The organism is Gymnodinialimonas phycosphaerae, assembly GCF_019195455.1.
GTDB lineage: Bacteria > Pseudomonadota > Alphaproteobacteria > Rhodobacterales > Rhodobacteraceae > Gymnodinialimonas > Gymnodinialimonas phycosphaerae.
In genome coordinates this window covers 1,250,675-1,267,740 of the sequence record NZ_JAIMBW010000001.1, presented here as the reverse complement: position 1 = coordinate 1,267,740, position 17,066 = coordinate 1,250,675, and the positions used below count along the sequence as shown (strand labels likewise).

Genomic DNA, 17,066 nt, shown 5'->3' with positions numbered 1-17,066 from the left:
CAAAGAGGCACGTCCCATGACGGAATTCGATCCGGCCACACTTCGCTATGATGCCAATGGCTTGATCCCCTGCATCGCGCAGCAGGAGGGCACGGGCGAGGTCTTGATGCTTGCGTGGATGAACGCTGACGCGGTTTCAAGGACCCTGGCGACCAAGCGGGTGACCTATTGGAGCCGCTCGCGGCAGGCGTTCTGGGTGAAGGGGGAGACCTCTGGCCATACGCAGGAGCTGGTGGATTTGCGGATCGATTGCGACCGGGATTGCCTGTTGGCGGTTGTCCGGCAGGAGGGGCCCGCGTGCCATACGAACCGGCGGGTGTGTTTTTATACCTCGGTTGTCGGCGGTGAAGAGGTGGAATTGATGGCGCCTGAGTAGGGGTGCTCAAGCTTGAGCACATGGGTTAAACCATTGATCCTAAATATATAAGTGATTTTTGTTTAGGTTCTGTTAACCCCGTGCACGCCGCCCCAGGACCGCAATCTACAATCCGCAAACCGCAATTCGAAATCCGCAATCGGCAGGCTCAGAGGCCGACCATGGCGCGGATATCCTCGGGCGAGGCCCCCTCGGCGCGGTAGGTGGCGATGGCGCGGGCGTCGTCGCGTTTGGCCAGCCGGCTGCCCGCTTCGTCACGGATCAGGCGGTGGTGGTGGTAGATCGGCACGGGCAAACCGAGGAGGCGTTGCAAGATGACGTGGATCTTGGTGGCCTCATACAGATCTTCGCCCCGGATCACGTGGGTGATGCCTTGGTCCGCGTCATCGAGCACCACCGACAGGTGGTAGGAGCCGAGGAAATCCTTGCGGGACAAGACGATGTCGCCCACATCACGCGCCATCTGAGTGGCGGTGAATTCAACGTAGCCGAGGGGCGCATGGCCTGTTTCGGTGAAACCTGCGAAAGCCTCTGGGCCCTTTTCGGTGATCCGGTCCTCCATCGTGCGCTCAATCGCCTCTTCCATGGAAAGGCGCAGGGTGACGCCTTCGGGAAGCGGCGGGTTTTCATAGAGCTGGTCCCGCGTCGGGAACCCCGCGCGGCAGGTGCCGGGGTAGATCACGCCGTCGGGGCCCATGGACGGCTCGCCCTCATGGGGGGCGGCGGCGGCGGCGAGGATATCGCGGCGGTTGCAGGTGCAGGGGTAGATCAGATGCTTACGCCACAAGGTTTCCAGCGCGGCGCGGTAGGCGGGCAGGCGGTCGGACTGGCGCAGCGGCGCGGCGTCCCATGTGATCCCCAGCCATGTCAGATCATCGATGATCTGCGCCTCCCATTCGGGCTTGGCGCGCTGACGGTCGATATCCTCGATCCGCAGGAGAAACGTGCCGTTCTCGGCGCGGGCCATGTCGTGGGCGAGAAGCGCGGAATAGGCGTGTCCCAGATGCAGCGGCCCGGTGGGCGAGGGGGCGAAGCGGGTGATCAATGGGTCACGCGCGCCGCAGGATGATGACGTCGGAGCCTGTGACCTTCTCATTCAGGTGGGGGCCGTGTTGGCGATGCTCTCGCGTGGCAAGGGTGTCCAACGCCTGATCCAGCGCCGCGATGTAGGTGGAATCCGCAAGGGTCGGATCGTTGTAGCTGAACGCCAGACGCCCGCCCGGGCGCAGCGCCTTCAGCAGCACATGCAGCATCGACGGCGGCGCGGCCCCAAGGCTGATCACGCCAGTGGCCACGATGGCCGCATAATCGCCGGGCGCGCCTGGAACCGCGCCGGGGGTGCCGGGAATCACTGTGTCATAAAGGCCCTTGGCGCGGGCGACCTGCAACATCTCGGGCGAGATATCGGTGCCGTCGATCCGGGTGAAGCCCGCCGCCCGCAGCGCCGCGCCCGACAGGCCCGTGCCGCAGCCGAAATCCAGCACGGCGGCATCCTTGGGAAGGTCCGTGGCGGCCAGCGCCCGCGCGATGCGGTCGGGCGTGGCGTAGGACATGCGCGCCATGTCGGCGTCATAGGCCCGCGCCCAATCGGCATAGAGGGCTTGGGTGTCTTCGACCGAGCGCGGGGTCCAGAGTTTGGCGTCCATGGGGCTTTTCATGGGGCCAGCCTAGCGCGGGGGGCGGGCGCGCGTCCAGATCACTCCGCTGCTTGTGAAGTGGGCGTGAGCCAGCCTGTCCAAGCGGCCTTGGCGCGATCGGTATAGGCCTTGTAGCGGTCCTTGCGGCCTCGGCGACCAGACTTGAGGCCTTCGACCGGGGGGAAAAGCCCGAAGTTCACGTTCATCGGCTGGAAGGTCTTGGCCTCCGCGCCGCCGGTGATGTGGGTGACAAGCGCGCCCATGGCGGTGGTGTCGGGGACATCGGGCAGTGTCTCGCCCATGATCTCTGCGGCGGCCATGCGGCCCGCGAGAAGCCCCATGGAGGCGGATTCGACGTAGCCTTCCACGCCGGTGATCTGGCCCGCAAAGCGGATGTGGGGCTTTGTGCGCAGGCGCATCTGCGCGTCCAGAAGCGTGGGGGAGTTGATGAAGGTGTTGCGGTGGATGCCACCGAGCCGCGCGAAGGAGGCGTCCTGGAGGCCGGGGATCATCGCGAAGACGCGTTTTTGCGCGCCGTAGGTCATCTTGGTCTGGAAGCCCACGATATTATAGAGCGTTCCCAAGGCGTTATCACGGCGGAGTTGCACGACGGCGTGGGCTTTGGTTTGCGGATCATGGGGGTTGGTCAGGCCCACGGGCTTCATCGGGCCATAGCGCAGGGTTTCGCGGCCCCGTTCGGCCATGACCTCGATCGGCAGGCAGCCGTCGAAATAACCGGCGGTCTCGCCTTCCTTGAACTGGGTCTTTTCGGCGGCCAGCAGCGCGTCGATGAACGCCTCGTATTGTTCATGGGTGAGGGGGCAATTGATGTAGGCCTCTTGTTCTTCCAACGTGTCGCCCTTGTCATAGCGCGACTGGCGCCAGGCTAGTCCCATGTCGATGCTGTCGGCGTAGACGATGGGGGCGATGGCATCGAAGAACGCCAAGGCGTCTTGCCCCGCTTCCTTGGCGATGGCGTCGGCGAGGGCAGAGCCGGTGAGGGGGCCTGTGGCGATGATGGTGGGGCCGGTTTCAGGCAGGTCGGTGACTTCGCCATAGGTGATGTCGATGTTGGGATGGGCGGCCAGTTTGGCGGTGACAGTCTCGGCGAAGGGGTCACGGTCCACGGCCAGCGCGCCGCCTGCGGGCAGTTTGTGTTCGTCGGCGGTGTGCATGATGATGCTATCTGCGGCCCGCATTTCCCAATGCAGCAAGCCCACGGCGTTTTGTTCGCTGTCATCGCTGCGGAAGGAGTTGGAGCAGACCATTTCCGCCATGTTTCCGGTGCGGTGGGCGAAGGTTTCGACCTGTGGGCGCATCTCGATGATCCGCACGGAGATGCCCATGTTGGCGGCCTGCCAGGCGGCCTCGGACCCGGCCATTCCGCCGCCGATGATTGTAAGCTGTGGAGTTTGTGTCATGGGGGGGGATTTAGGACGTAGCGCGGCCCATGGAAAGGGCCAACCTGCCAGGTCCATGGGCAGCCAGCACCAAATAGCCGCCCGCGATGGTCCAGTTCTTGAAGGCGATGGTCATTTGCCAGGGGTCGTCCATAAGGATGTGGAAGGTGCTGGTGACGATGCAATAGCCTGCGGCGGCGATGGCCAGGGGGCGGGTGTAGATGCCAAGCGCGAGGCCCACGCCCGCGATGGTGGTGAAGATGCCCGCAGGCCACAGCAGCCACAGCGGCAGGTTTGCGAGGGTGAGGAGGGCGCCCGCGCCGGAGGGGTCGGTGATCTTCTGTACGGTCCCCGCCAGCATGAGCGACGCGAGCAGCAGGCGGCCGATAAGGGCCAGGCCGTCATCCACAACGGCGTTCCAGCGTGGTGGCAATCATCGCAGAGAACGCGATGGTCAGGAACATGTCCTGGCTCATGGGTGGGCGTCCTTTTTCGCAAGGCCCTCCAGCGCATTGGCAAGCCTGCGCGCTTCGGTCAAATGGTCCGCCAGCAGGGTGACCTGCGCCTCCATCAACTCATTCTGGCGGCGCATGAGCGCGGCATAAGACCCCTCTTTCCCGGACCCCATGGTGCGCGCCATGTAGATGCTGAACCCGACAAACACGGCGATCAGCAGAAAGAAGGGCCACATATCAAGCATTGTCACCCTCGGGAGGCCCGCCCTCATCCACGATCTCCGCATCCTCATCACCTTGGTCGGCGATATAGGCCACGGACACGATGTCCTCGTTCTTGGCGGTGTTGAACACTTTCACGCCGCCCGCAGACCGCGACCGGAAGGAGATGCCGTCAATCGGCACGCGGATGGACTGGCCGGTGGAGGTCGCCAGCATGATCTGGTCGTCCATTTCCACCGGGAAGCTGGCCACCAGCGTGCCACCGCGCATCGCCTTGTCGATGGCGCCGACCCCTTGGCCCCCGCGCCCGCGCACGGGGTAGTCGTGGCTGCTGGACAGCTTGCCAAGACCGCCCGACGTGATCGTCAGGATCAGGTCTTCGGCGGCGGACATCTCGGCGTAGCGCTCGGGCGATAGCTGGCCTTCGGCGACGACTTCCTCGTCCGTATCCACTTCTTCCTCAGGGGCGCCAGCCATCAGGCGGCGTTGCTTGAGGTACGCGGCGCGCTCGGACGCCTCTGCCTCGAAGTGCCGGATGATCGACATCGACACGACCTCATCATCCTTACCCAGGCGGATACCGCGCACACCGGTCGACGCGCGGGAGTTGAACACCCGCACGTCTGTCGCCGGGAAGCGGATCGCGCGGCCCTGTTTTGTGACCAGCATCACATCGTCGTCGTTCGACGCGATGCGCGCGTTAATCAGACGCCAGCCTTCGCTTTCGCCTTCAAACTTCATCGCGATCTTGCCGTTGCGCATGACATTGGCGAAATCCGAGAGCGCATTGCGGCGCACGGTGCCGCGGTCGGTACAGAAGACGACCTGCAATTCATCCCAGTGATCTTCGTCCCGGTCCACGGGCATGATTGCGGCAATCCCGGTACCGATTTCAATGGGCAGGATGTTCACGATCGCCTTGCCACGAGAAGACCGCGAGCCGGAGGGCAAGCGCCAGGTCTTCAGCTTGTAGACCATGCCGCCGGTGGTGAAGAACAACAGCGGCGTGTGGGTGTTGGCGACGAACATCGAGGTAACGACGTCGTCGTCCTTCATCGAGCCGCCAGCGACCCCCTTGCCGCCGCGCTTCTGGGCGCGGAAATCGGCCAGCGGCGTCCGTTTGATATAGCCGCCCGCCGTAATCGTGACGACCATATCCTCGCGCTCGATCAGGTCCTCGTCGTCCATGTCGCCAGACCAATCGACGATTTGCGTGCGGCGATCCACGGCGAACTTCTCGCGGACTTCGGCCAGTTCGTTTGAGATGATTTCTAGGATACGCTCCCGCGAGGCGAGGATCGCTAGGTAGTCCTTGATCTTGCCTGCCAGCTCTTGCAACTCGTCGGTGACTTCCTTGACGCCCAGTTGCGTCAGGCGTTGCAGGCGCAGTTCCAGAATGGCGCGGGCTTGCGTCTCGGACAGATTATAAGTGCCGTCCTCGTTGGCCGTATGGGTCGGATCATCGATCAGCTTGATGAACGGCAGGATTTCCTCGGCAGGCCAGGCGCGCGTCATCAGCGCGGCGCGCGCGGCGGGCGCATCGGCACTGGCGCGGATGGTGGCCACGACCTCATCGACGTTGGAGACGGCGACAGCCAGACCACAGAGCACATGGGCCCGGTCGCGGGCCTTGCGGAGTTCAAACGCGGTGCGGCGCGCCACGACGTCTTCGCGGAAGTCGAGGAAGGCGGTCAGAAACCCGCGCAGGGTCAACTGCTCGGGCTTGCCGCCGTTCAGCGCCAGCATGTTGCAGCCAAAAGACGTCTGCATCTGGGTGAACCGGAAGAGCTGGTTCAGCACGACCTCGGGCGTCGCGTCGCGCTTCAATTCGACCACGACGCGCACGCCGATGCGGTCGCTTTCGTCCGCCACGCCGCTGATGCCGTCGATCTTCTTGTCGCGCACCAGTTCGGCGATCCGCTCGATCATGCTGGCCTTGTTCACCTGGTAGGGGATCTCGTCGATGACGATGGCATAGCGGTCCTTGCGGATTTCCTCGATGCGGGTCTTGGCGCGAATGATGACAGAGCCGCGCCCTTCGATATACGCCTTGTGGGCGCCGGATCGGCCAAGGATGATCCCGCCGGTCGGGAAATCCGGGGCGGGGACATAGGCGATCAACTCTTCCGAGGATAGATCCGGCATTTCGATCAACGCCTGACAGGCGTCGATCACTTCGCCCAGGTTGTGGGGCGGAATGTTCGTGGCCATGCCGACGGCAATGCCGCCCGCGCCGTTGACCAGCATATTGGGGAAGCGGGCGGGCAGAACGCTTGGTTCCTGCTGCTTGCCGTCATAGTTGTCCTGGAAATCGACAGTATCCTTGTCGATATCTTCCAGCAGATAGGCGGCGGGCGCGTCCATGCGCACCTCTGTGTAACGCATGGCGGCGGGGTTATCGCCGTCCATGGAGCCGAAGTTGCCCTGCCCATCCAGAAGCGGCAGGGACATGGAGAAATCCTGCGCCATGCGAACCAAAGCATCGTAAATCGCGCTATCGCCGTGAGGGTGGTACTGGCCCATCACGTCGCCCACGGGGCGGGCGGATTTGCGGTAGGATTTCTCGTGCGTGTTGCCCGTCTCGTGCATCGCGAAGAGGATTCGGCGGTGAACAGGCTTGAGGCCGTCGCGCAGATCCGGGATCGCGCGGGAAATGATCACCGACATCGCATAGTCGAGGAACGAGGTCTTCATCTCCGCCGAGATATCGATCGAGGGCCCGGTATATTCGGGCCGCTCGGGCAGCGTTTCGCCGCCATTCTCAGGGGGTTCAGGAGTGTCGGTCATGGGTCCGCCCGTTGGTCGTGTTATGCGCTATATTTTGTTGAGCCTGACTATATCGCTACGGGATATGGGGTGCAATGGGGGCGGGGTCATTTGGCAGCCCACGCAACTGCCTGCTAATACTTTGTTTTCTTGGAATATTAGGATTTTCCCGGCAAGCTGATCCCAGGAGGGAGACCCCGAGCAAAGGAGACAGGCATGAAAGAGACCGAATTGATGCTGAACGGCTATGGGCTGACCACGGCCGAGATGTTCTACAGGATGCCCGATTACCGAAATGTGCTGAACACATTCGTCTGGCAGGAATACGATCTGGCGCCCGACTACCCGAAGCTGTTCGGGTTCATCGAGTTCTGGCAGGACAAGATCGAAGGGCCCCTGCATTCCGTGCGTTTCACCCACCGCAAGATGATCGCCCCCGGAGAGTGGCGCAACGTGGTGGGAGAGTTCACGCTGCACTGAGAGGGGCGCGCAGCCTTTCGTCGGGCACCCGGGCCAGGGCCCGGTCTGCGGCAGGTGCCTTGTAGGCGTCTTGTAGGCGTCTTGTAGGCGTGGCGTAGATCGGGCTTCAGCCCGGGGAACGGAGTGCGGCCATCCCCCAGATGCCCGCCAGTCCCAGACAGATGATCCCGTTCCAGCTGGCCATCGACAGGCCCGCGAACATCCACGCGGCCTCGTTGCACATCACGATTGCCGGGCCGGTGGTCGTGTCGAACAGCTCTTCCGTCGACAGGCCGCCAAGGTCTTGTGCGGCAGAGTCGCCGCAGACCTGCGGCCCCTCCCACCACGCGCGCTCAACGCCCGTGTGCAGCAGCGCCAGCCCCGCGCCGACCAGCGCAGTGGCCGCCCCCAGTCCCACGATGACGGCCCGGGGGAAGACCACGCCCACAACCGCCAGCGCGATCGCGATGCGGTGGGGCCAGCGTTGCCACATGCACATGACGCAGGGCAGCAGCCCCACGACATACTGGAAGTAGAGCGCGCCCAGGAACAACCCCAGGGACCCAAGGCCCGCCAGAGCGATCAGATTGCGGCGTGTCGCAAGCGCCATCATAAGCCAACCCACCCCATGATCAGGCTGATAAGCGAGGCACCGGTCAGCACCAGCGCCGCGATCCAGGCTGTGCCCAGAAGCGCGCCAAGGATGACCAGAATGCCATCGCGTTGCAACAGGCCCATCGCGACGACGACGACGGCGAAGCCGGGCACCGTGTTGGTCAGCGGCAGCGGCACCAGGATCGACGCGCTGAACGCCACCAGGGCCAGCCCTACGAAGCGGTCAAGCGGCGGACGCGTCAGCGCCGTGAGCCTTGGGCGGCTGACGGCCTCGATCCGGCGCAGCCATGGCCCCGCGCGCAACGAGAGGCCTTGCAACCCCTCGGCCGAGACCGTGCGACCCGCCAGACGCTCGGGCAGCCAGGGCGACTTGCGGCCAAACACGATCTGGACAGAGATCAGCATCAGCGGCATGGCCACGACCTGCGGCAAGCCGTAAACGAAGGGGATGCAGCACGGCAGGGCCAGCACCAGAAGAAACAGGCCGAACGCGCGTTCCTGCATCTGCTCCAGAACCCACCCCAGTGTGACGGTCTCCTGGGGCGCATCATCGGTCAGTTGAGCAAGGCGCTGCGATGTCGGGATCGCGTCGCTGGGTAGGGCCGTCATGGGCGTGTCTCCGGTGGGGCAGGGGCCGAACCTGCGCAATTCCGGGACCGCTTAACAAATCTATTCGATGCGGACCAGCGGGCGCGTGTCGCCACGTCCTGCACCCACGTCCTGCACCCAACCTCCTGCACCCAACCTCCTGCCCCTCTGCGTCTTGCGCGTTGCGACTTGAATTTGGGCTGGACGAGGTTCCCGAGCTTCGCTACTCACACGCCCAAGGGCCCGAGTGGCGGAATTGGTAGACGCAGGGGATTCAAAATCCCCCGCCGCAAGGCTTGTCGGTTCGAGTCCGACCTCGGGTACCAGCCCTTCCCATAGCAAACGCCGTGACTGAGGCGCCTTCCGGCGGCGGCCCCTGGCGTCGAAAATTGGGCATTTTTGGGGCGCGCTCGGCGGCTTCGTGCCGCATTTTGCCCGGTGCAGCACAGGCCATTGCCTTGTGTTTGCCCGATTTCCGGCCCGCGCTGGCCAGGAAATCGACTGATTCGAGGGACGGCGCCCTGACGCTGGAACCACTATCCCAATGAACATGTCGAAAAGGTCAGGTTTTGGTGGGATGCGCCCAAGGAGCCAAAAAACAGACTGTTTCCGTTGCGTCAGTTAACGATTGTTGCCGAGTTTCGGACAATCAAAAGGTGTGCGGTGCCTCTTTGTGCGACCCCATGGAAGGGCGATGTTGAAAACAAGGGGGAAGGACGGAAAAACGGGCCTGTTGAATTGTGGCGATTTTATGATTGCGAAACAATTGCGGTAGTCTTTGCCGCGATTGGGTACCCGAAACGCCCGGTTGTTAACCTATTGCTGACACATTTCCGAAAATTTTAACTTCTCTTGGCCTCTTCCTTTGCGCTATTCCAATGTCAGCCCAACTGGGGGGCGATGTCTGCAAATAGGCCACGGGGGCGGCCGCACACGAATGTCGCGTGGAAGCGCGGGAGGGGTGTTGCCGTTACGATGCCGGTCGAGGTCGACCGCTTCGCTAGTCGGTGCGTCTGGCGTCCGTTAAGGGCGCTGGTGTCGCCTGTGGAACCTCGGTTCCCGTCCTCTCCTTCCATTTGGAAACGTCGCGTGCGTGCCGCCCCTGGACCGTTCACAGTATCGCGTACAGTTGACCAGAGATGTGACCCGCGTGTGTGGGATGGCCGGCTTTCGGCCGGCAATAGGAGAGTGCGAGATGACCAATTTCAATGAGCCGAGCAACGTGGCCGATCTGATCGGCCTGTGGGACTTCCTGTCCGGCAATGAAACCGCCGACACGGGGCTGGATGATGGCATCGCGCAAAACGGCAACGCGGTCGACGGCAACGGCGTCTCGCCCTCCTTCTCCAATGATCAGTTGCATGTCGGCGGGGGCAGCAACTCTCATCCTACGGTTTTCGATGTCAACGCCGACAGCAGCAGCTCGGCCGATGACGAGCAGTTCAACCTGGACCGCGGCACCCTTGAGGTGCAGTTCACGCAGTCGTCCCACTCTGGCTCGTCCGAGGACGTGATCCTGTCGCGCGGCGAAAAGCACATCGACGAAGACGATGAGGGCTTTTTCGAGATTCGTGTCACGAAGGACGGTAGCGTGCAGTCCTACCACAACACCGATGACGGCGATCACAAGGCGACGCTGTGCACCTCGAACGGGTTCTTCTCGCCCGGTGATGTCATCAACGTGAAATACTCGTTCGACAAAGACACGGGCGCGCGCCTGACTGTCGAGAACCTCACGACCGGTGCGATCGAGTCCCACGTGACCGACGAGACCGGCCTGACCTTCGACCTGACCGACAACGACGACGAGGAATTCACCTTCGGCGCGCGCGAAAAGGACGACGGCGAGTACGACAAGGAATTCCAGGGCTCCATCGATTACGTGGCCCTCTACACCACCACCAACGATCCCGTGACGAACCCGCTTCCCGAAGGCGAGGTTGTCGATGGTGAGAACTTCGGCGAGGTGATGACCCCGGGCTACGATGATGCCAACGCCCCCACCGATGGCGGCGGGCAGACCATCGACGGTGCCGATGGCGACGATGACATCATCATGGGCAATGGCGGCGATGACACCATCGACGCGGGCGCAGGCGATGATCTTATCTCTGGCGGGTCCGGCGACGACGAGATCGACGGCTCAACGGGCAACGATACCATCTATGGCGATCAAAGCAGCGCGGTCTCCGGCGACGGTGCAACGCGGGAAGTGTTCCAATGGGATCTTGCCCCCAACACCGGTGCGCCGAACTTCAGCCAGGATACCGGCAACGTCACGGTGACCTTCACCGAGGCCGACGGCGGCGCATCCGACGACATCTCGACCGACACGCAGAACGTGGCTGGCATCGACACCGGCACCCTTGGTGCGGTGGACGCGACCTCATCGCTTGACAGCGAAACCGGTTGTGAGGGGAAATCCGACACCTATAAGCTCGACTTCTCCGACCCGGTCGAGAACGTCTCGTTCCGCGTCAATGACATCGACGGCGACGGCATCGTTCGCATCAAGGCGTTCGATGCGAACGGCGATCCCATCGAGGTGATCCTTGACGGTGGCGATAACCTGACGCTGCTCGACACCGATGGTGTCACGGGCAATGACACGGCTGACAGCAATGGCGGCTACCTGCCCGACACGTCTGACGAGTACTCCGTTCTGGTCACGATCCCGGGCCCTGTGTCCTCGATCGAAATCTTCCACACGCAGGACGGTTCCAACAACTCCGGCATCAACGTCACCGACGTCTACTTCGACACGGGCGGCTTGGTTGTCGACACGGGCGCGCCCGGCAATGACGATCTCGACGGCGGTGAGGGCGACGACCTGATCTACGGCCAGGACGGCGATGACACGCTGACCGGCGGCACCGGCACGGACGCGCTGTTCGGCGACGATGGCGATGACACGTTCATCGTGAGCTCTGCCGAGGACGGCGACGGCGACACCATCGATGGCGGCAATGGCCCCGACGAGACCACCGACAACGACGTGCTCGACCTGCGGGGTGCGGGTGTGGTGACGATCAACGATGCGGCAGACGCCAATGACGACGGCGCCACCGCCGGTACCGTCACTTTCGAGGACGGCTCGGTCCTGACCTTTGAAGGCATCGAGACGATCCTGACGGATCCCACCAACGAAGATCCCGATGCGGTGGATGACGCCAACTCTGGCGACGAGGATACCGTCATCACCGGCAACGTGTTGGGCAACGACACCGATCCCAACGCCGGTGACACGCTTGAAGTGATCTCCAACACCGACCCCAGTAACGGCACGGTCACGGTCGATGCCAATGGCGACTACACCTATACGCCGAATGAGGACTTCAACGGCGTAGACAGCTTCACCTACACCATTTCCGACGGCAATGGCGGCACGGATACGGCCACGGTCACCCTCGCGGTGGATCCGGTCAACGATGCGCCCGATGCGGTAAACGACGCCGCCACCACGCCCGAGGATACCGCGATCACCATCGATGTGCTCGACAACGACACCGATGTGGACGGCGACACGCTTGAGATCACCGGCGCCTCCGTGCCAAGCGAACAGGGCACCGTGGCCATCGTGGCTGGGGAATTGCTGTTCACGCCCGCCGAGAACTTCAACGGCGAGGCGACGATCACCTACACCATCTCGGACGGGAATGGCGGCACGGACACTGCGGATATCGTTGTATCGGTCACCCCGGTCAACGATGACCCCGATGCGGTGGACGATGGCGATACGACCGAGTTCGAGACAGCGGTCGAGATCAACCTGCTTGCCAATGACAGCGACGTGGATAACCCGGCGTCCGACCTGACGGTCACTTCGGCGACGGTTCCCGCCTCGCAGGGGACGCTGACCCCGACTGGCACCGAGGGTGTCTACACCTTTACGCCCGCCGCGGGTTTCGAGGGCACGGCGACCGTGTCCTACACCATCTCGGATGGGGCAGGCGGCACGGACTCGGCGGTTCACACCATCGAGGTCGGCGCAGACCCGACACCGCAGGACGGCATCGTCGACGGCGAGGAGACGGGCGAGGAAATGGTCCTCGGCTATGACGACAGCAACCTGCCCACCGATCAGGGCGGCGACATCATCACCGATGGCGACGACACGATCGAGGGCAACGGCGGCGACGACACCATCAATGGTGCGGGCGGCGACGATGACATCGACGGCGGCACCGGCGCGGACGTGATTGCAGGCGGCGAAGGCGATGACACGCTGAGTGGCGGCGAAGGCGATGACGACATCGCGGTCGGCGGCAACGATGTGGCCGATGGCGGCACCGGTGACGACGTGTTCACCGTGGACGCAACCGACCCGACCGTACCCAACGATGTCACCATCGATGGCGGTTCCGACGGCACCGACGGCAACCCCGATGGTCCCGAGAATGGCGATGAGGGCGACGTGCTGGACCTTGGCGACCAGACCGACGACCTGACCGTTGAATTCGGCACCAACCCTGAAGAGGGCACCGTCAACGGCCTCGACGCCGATGACGATGATCCCGCTGACATCACCTTCGAGGAAATCGAGAAGGTCATCACCGGTTCCGGCGATGACGTGATCGACGGATCGGATGCGGATGAAGGCATCGACGTGGAAACCGGGGACGGCGACGATGACGTAACGGGTGGTGACGGCGACGACACCATCGACGCGGGCGACGGCGACGACGATGTGGAAGCGGGTGACGGTGACGACTCTGTCACGGCTGGCGACGGCGACGACGACGTGGAAGGTGGCGCGGGCGACGACACCATCGACGGCGGCGACGGCTCGGACACCCTGGCGGGTGGCGAAGGCGACGACGTGATCGACGGCGGCGACGGCGACGATGACATTGTGGTCGGCGCAGGCGATACCGCAGACGGCGGCATCGGCGACGACGTGTTCACTGTTGATCCGACCCTGTCGGGTGACAGCCCGATCACCGTGGACGGCGGCTCGGACGGCACCCAGCCCGGTGACGAAGCGGGCCCCGAGAATGGCGATGACGGTGACGTCCTTGACCTGCGTGGCCTGGACCTTGTGTCGCTGGTCTATGACGAGACCGATCCCTCCTACGATCCCGTGCTGGGCGTGGGCGAGAAAGGCACGGCCGTTTACAACAACGACAACGGCGATCCCGTGACGATCGAGTTCTCGGAGATCGAGATCGTTCTGAACGATCCGCTGCCCGATGGCGTCGTCGACGGCGAAGAGACCGGCGAATTGATGAATCCCGGCTATGACGACGGCAACCTACCGACGGACAATGGCGGCGACATCATCGACGGGCCCGATGGCCTGGATGATGTCATCGAGGGCAATGGCGGCGATGATACTATCAACGCAGGCTTGGGGTCGGACACCGTGTCCGGCGGCACCGGAGATGACGAAATCTTCGGCGGCGCAACCGACGATGGTGACGATCTGAGCGGTGACGAAGGCGACGACACGCTGCAAGGCGGCGGCGGCGACGACACCCTTGACGGTGGCGTGGGCGACGACGTGATCGAAGGCGGCACCGGGGATGACGACATCATCGGTGGCGACGGCGCGGACTCGGTTGACGGCGGTGACGGCAACGACACCATCGACACCTCCGGCGATAACGACCTGCTGGATGCGGGTTGGCCCGGTTACGGCCCGATCCCCGCAGTGGCGCCTGACGGCGACCCCGATGATGACAAGGACACGGTCAACGGCGGTGAGGGCGATGACTTCATCACCACCGGCGACGATGCCGACGTCATTGACGCGGGCACCGGCGATGACACCGTGGACGCGGGCATTGACGATGACAGCGTCCTTGGTGGCGGGGGCGACGACCTTCTCATCGGTTCCGAGGGCAATGACACGCTTTCGGGTGGTGGCGGAAATGACACCATCTTCGGCGGGCTGGAAACGCCTGCTCCCGATGGGGTCGACCTTGCCGACGACGGCTTCGGCGCACCGTTCGGGCCCGATCCTGATCCGCTCAACAATGCCGACAGCATTGAAGGCGGTGCTGGCGACGACCTGATCTATGGCCAGGATGACGCCGATACCATCACCGGTGGCACCGGCGACGACACCATCGACGGCGGTGTGGATGACGACAGCATCCTCGGCGGCCAGGGTGACGATGTCATCGAAGGCGGCCACGGCCAGGACTTCATCCAGGGCAACATCGGCGACGATGAGATCTCGGGTGGTCGGGGTTCCGATACGCTGGAAGGCAACGCAGGCGATGACACGATCATCGGCGGCGCGGGCGACAGCATCATCGGCGGTGGCGATGCGGACAGCATCTTCATCGATCAGGACGAAGTGGACGAGAACGGCGACAACGACACCGCCATCTTCGTGGAAGGCAACACCTTCGGCGATGACAACGATACGCTTGATCTGACGGACTTCGTGGCGCACCGGAACCTGGTGGAAACGCCCGATGGCGACGGCGACAGCACCTCGGGCTCTGTCGAAGTGCAAAACGATGAGGGCGAGTGGGTCGAAGTCACCTTCGGTGAGATCGAAAACCTGCTGCTTCCCCCGCAGGCCCCTGATGGTGTGGTCGATGGCGAAGAGTTCGACGAGGTCATGGACCCGCTCTATGACGACAGCAACGGCCCGACCGATGGCGGCGGCGACATCATCGATGGTCCCGACGGCGACGACGACAGCATCCGTGGCAACGGCGGCGACGACACCATCAACGCGGGTGAAGGCGACGACACCGTGGATGGCGGCGACGACAACGATAGCGTCCTTGGCGGTAACGGCGATGACATCGTCATGGGCGGTGACGGCGACGACACCGTGCGCGGTGAAGAGGGCGACGACACGGTTTCTGGCGGCGATGGCAACGATAGCGTCACCGGCGGGGCGGGCGACGACGTCCTTGACGGCGGCGAAGGTGACGACAGCCTGACCGGCGGGTCCGGCGATGACACGATCGACGGTGGCCTCGGCAATGACACCATCACCGGGTCCACCGGTGCGGACAGCATCACCGATCTGGACGGCGACAACGAGATCAACTCGGACAATCCGGGCTCGTTCAACCCTGACCTCGGCGTGCCGATCGGCACCACGGGAACGGGCTTCATCGTCACCCCCGGCGACGACCCGGATGACAACAAGGACACCATCACCACCGGTGACGGCGATGACACGATCAATGCGGGCGATGATGCCGACCTGATCGATGCGGGCGACGGTGACAATGTCATCGACGGCGGCACCGATGCGGACACCATCACCACCGGTGACGGCAACGACAGCATCGTCGGCGGCGAGGGCGATGACCTGATCAACTCCGGCGATGGCGATGACACCATCGACGGCGGCGTGGGTGATCCGCTGGCCAACCTTATCGATGATCCGAATGACGGCTTCTTTGCTGATCCGATCCTCAACAATGGCGATGACACGATCAACGCCGGCGCAGGGGACGACGTGGTCAACGGCGAGGACGACAACGACCTGATCGACGGCGGCACCGGCGACGATACGCTGGATGGCGGCATCGACGACGACACCGTTCTGGGTGGCGAAGGCGATGATGTGATCATCGGTGGCCAGGGGGGAGACAGCCTTGACGGTGGCACCGGCGACGACACCTTCAATGTCGGCACCTTTACCGATCCCAACGGGACCGGCGACTACCAGGAAGGCGTGGGCGACACGATTGTCGGCGGCGAAGACGCCGATGATCTGGACGAAGATGTCCTTGACCTGACGGGATCGGGCTCATTGAAGGTTGTCTTCGACGATGCCATCGACCCCACCGGCACGCCCGGCGAATCCGGCACGGTGATCTTCTACACGGACGACACCCAGACCGAAGAATCCGGTCGCCTGACGTTCAAGGAAATCGAAAACGTCATCCCCTGCTTCACGCCGGGGACGATGATCGCCACACCACGTGGTGAAGTCCCGGTGGAAACCCTGCGCGAAGGCGACAAGGTCATCACCCGCGACAATGGCATCCAGGAGATCCGTTGGACCGGAAACCGGACACTGAACCGCACGGAACTGGCCAAAGGGGATAACCTGAAGCCGATCCTGATCAAGGCTGGATCGCTGGGGCGCAACCTGCCCGAGCGTGACATGCTGGTCAGCCCGCAACACCGCGTGCTGATCACCGGCGAGACTCCGCAACTCTACTTCGAAGAGAGCGAAGTTCTGGTCGCAGCCAAGCACCTGATCGGCAAGCAGGGCGTGAGCGTCATGGATACGATGCGCACCACCTACATCCACTTCATGTTCGACCGCCACGAAGTGGTGCTGTCGGACGGCGCCTGGACGGAAAGCTTCCAGCCCGGCGACCAGTCCCTGGGATCGATGGGCGAGGCGACACGCGAAGAGATCTTCGCGCTGTTCCCCGAGCTTGCCACCCAGGGCGGCCTGACAGACTACGCGGCCGCGCGCCGCTCGCTTAAGGCCCACGAGGCGAAACTTCTTCGCCTCTGACGGCCTAGGGGACGCGTGTTGCTCGCACCACACGCGTCCCTCCGGACACTGTAGCTACGCGTCACGAGTGATCGCGTTGATCTTTAACGAGTAGACGATTTG

At 63.4% G+C, this 17,066-nt stretch carries 11 protein-coding genes and 1 tRNA gene; 4 read left to right on the top strand and 8 right to left on the bottom strand.

Annotated elements, in window-relative coordinates; all coding sequences use genetic code 11:
* Positions 1–16 precede the first annotated feature (16 nt).
* Entirely contained in the window at positions 17–376 is a 360-nt protein-coding gene (gene hisI, locus KUL25_RS06210) for a phosphoribosyl-AMP cyclohydrolase (RefSeq protein ID WP_257892144.1), read from the top strand.
* Between the two features lie 148 nt (positions 377–524).
* Here hisI and gluQRS read toward each other — a convergent pair whose 3' ends face one another.
* The 6 genes from gluQRS to gyrA all read right to left on the bottom strand — a co-directional run bounded on the left by gluQRS (position 525) and on the right by gyrA (position 6,877).
* A complete protein-coding gene (gene gluQRS / locus KUL25_RS06205) occupies positions 525–1,421 on the bottom strand; it encodes a tRNA glutamyl-Q(34) synthetase GluQRS (RefSeq protein WP_257892143.1) in 897 nt (298 codons plus the stop codon).
* Positions 1,422–1,425: 4 nt separating this feature from the next.
* A complete protein-coding gene (locus tag KUL25_RS06200; RefSeq protein ID WP_257892142.1) occupies positions 1,426–2,022 on the bottom strand; it encodes a class I SAM-dependent DNA methyltransferase in 597 nt (198 codons plus the stop codon).
* Positions 2,023–2,072: 50 nt separating this feature from the next.
* Positions 2,073–3,434, bottom strand: a complete 1,362-nt coding sequence (gene trmFO, locus KUL25_RS06195; RefSeq protein WP_257892141.1) for a methylenetetrahydrofolate--tRNA-(uracil(54)-C(5))-methyltransferase (FADH(2)-oxidizing) TrmFO — start codon at positions 3,432–3,434, stop codon at positions 2,073–2,075.
* A 10-nt stretch (positions 3,435–3,444) separates the two neighbouring features.
* Positions 3,445–3,822 (bottom strand): DoxX family protein, encoded by a 378-nt coding sequence (locus KUL25_RS06190; protein WP_257892140.1) that lies wholly within the window; start codon positions 3,820–3,822, stop codon positions 3,445–3,447.
* A 63-nt stretch (positions 3,823–3,885) separates the two neighbouring features.
* On the bottom strand, positions 3,886–4,113 hold the full coding sequence (locus KUL25_RS06185; protein WP_257892139.1) for a hypothetical protein: 228 nt from the start codon (positions 4,111–4,113) through the stop codon (positions 3,886–3,888).
* On the bottom strand, positions 4,106–6,877 hold the full coding sequence (gene gyrA, locus KUL25_RS06180) for a DNA gyrase subunit A (protein WP_257892138.1): 2,772 nt from the start codon (positions 6,875–6,877) through the stop codon (positions 4,106–4,108). The genes KUL25_RS06185 and gyrA overlap by 8 nt, the downstream gene beginning before the upstream one ends.
* A gap of 195 nt (positions 6,878–7,072) precedes the next feature.
* Between gyrA and KUL25_RS06175 the strand changes: the two genes are divergently transcribed.
* Positions 7,073–7,336, top strand: a complete 264-nt coding sequence (locus KUL25_RS06175) for an usg protein (RefSeq protein WP_068360582.1) — start codon at positions 7,073–7,075, stop codon at positions 7,334–7,336.
* Positions 7,337–7,442: 106 nt separating this feature from the next.
* Here KUL25_RS06175 and KUL25_RS06170 read toward each other — a convergent pair whose 3' ends face one another.
* Both KUL25_RS06170 and KUL25_RS06165 read right to left on the bottom strand, forming a co-directional pair.
* The gene (locus KUL25_RS06170; protein WP_257892137.1) at positions 7,443–7,925 is read right to left on the bottom strand and encodes a disulfide bond formation protein B; all 483 of its coding nucleotides are present in this window, start codon (positions 7,923–7,925) and stop codon (positions 7,443–7,445) included.
* Positions 7,925–8,539: an exopolysaccharide biosynthesis protein gene (locus KUL25_RS06165; RefSeq protein WP_257892136.1), complete on the bottom strand. Its 615-nt coding sequence runs from the start codon at positions 8,537–8,539 to the stop codon at positions 7,925–7,927. The genes KUL25_RS06170 and KUL25_RS06165 overlap by 1 nt, the downstream gene beginning before the upstream one ends.
* A 220-nt stretch (positions 8,540–8,759) precedes the next feature.
* Between KUL25_RS06165 and KUL25_RS06160 the strand changes: the two genes are divergently transcribed.
* Positions 8,760–8,844, top strand: a tRNA-Leu gene (locus KUL25_RS06160).
* 869 nt (positions 8,845–9,713) lie between these two features.
* A complete protein-coding gene (locus KUL25_RS06155; protein ID WP_257892135.1) occupies positions 9,714–16,964 on the top strand; it encodes a Hint domain-containing protein in 7,251 nt (2,416 codons plus the stop codon).
* Positions 16,965–17,066 lie beyond the last annotated feature (102 nt).

What these genes read in the sequence shown, in the direction of transcription:
- hisI (WP_257892144.1), top strand. Translation starts at nt 17, where the DNA reads ATGACGGAATTCGATCCGGCCACACTTCGCTATGATGCCAATGGCTTG.
- KUL25_RS06200 (WP_257892142.1), bottom strand. Translation starts at nt 2,022, where the DNA reads ATGGACGCCAAACTCTGGACCCCGCGCTCGGTCGAAGACACCCAAGCC.
- trmFO (WP_257892141.1), bottom strand. Translation starts at nt 3,434, where the DNA reads ATGACACAAACTCCACAGCTTACAATCATCGGCGGCGGAATGGCCGGG.
- KUL25_RS06185 (WP_257892139.1), bottom strand. Translation starts at nt 4,113, where the DNA reads ATGCTTGATATGTGGCCCTTCTTTCTGCTGATCGCCGTGTTTGTCGGG.
- gyrA (WP_257892138.1), bottom strand. Translation starts at nt 6,877, where the DNA reads ATGACCGACACTCCTGAACCCCCTGAGAATGGCGGCGAAACGCTGCCC.
- KUL25_RS06175 (WP_068360582.1), top strand. Translation starts at nt 7,073, where the DNA reads ATGAAAGAGACCGAATTGATGCTGAACGGCTATGGGCTGACCACGGCC.
- KUL25_RS06170 (WP_257892137.1), bottom strand. Translation starts at nt 7,925, where the DNA reads ATGGCGCTTGCGACACGCCGCAATCTGATCGCTCTGGCGGGCCTTGGG.
- KUL25_RS06165 (WP_257892136.1), bottom strand. Translation starts at nt 8,539, where the DNA reads ATGACGGCCCTACCCAGCGACGCGATCCCGACATCGCAGCGCCTTGCT.
- KUL25_RS06155 (WP_257892135.1), top strand. Translation starts at nt 9,714, where the DNA reads ATGACCAATTTCAATGAGCCGAGCAACGTGGCCGATCTGATCGGCCTG.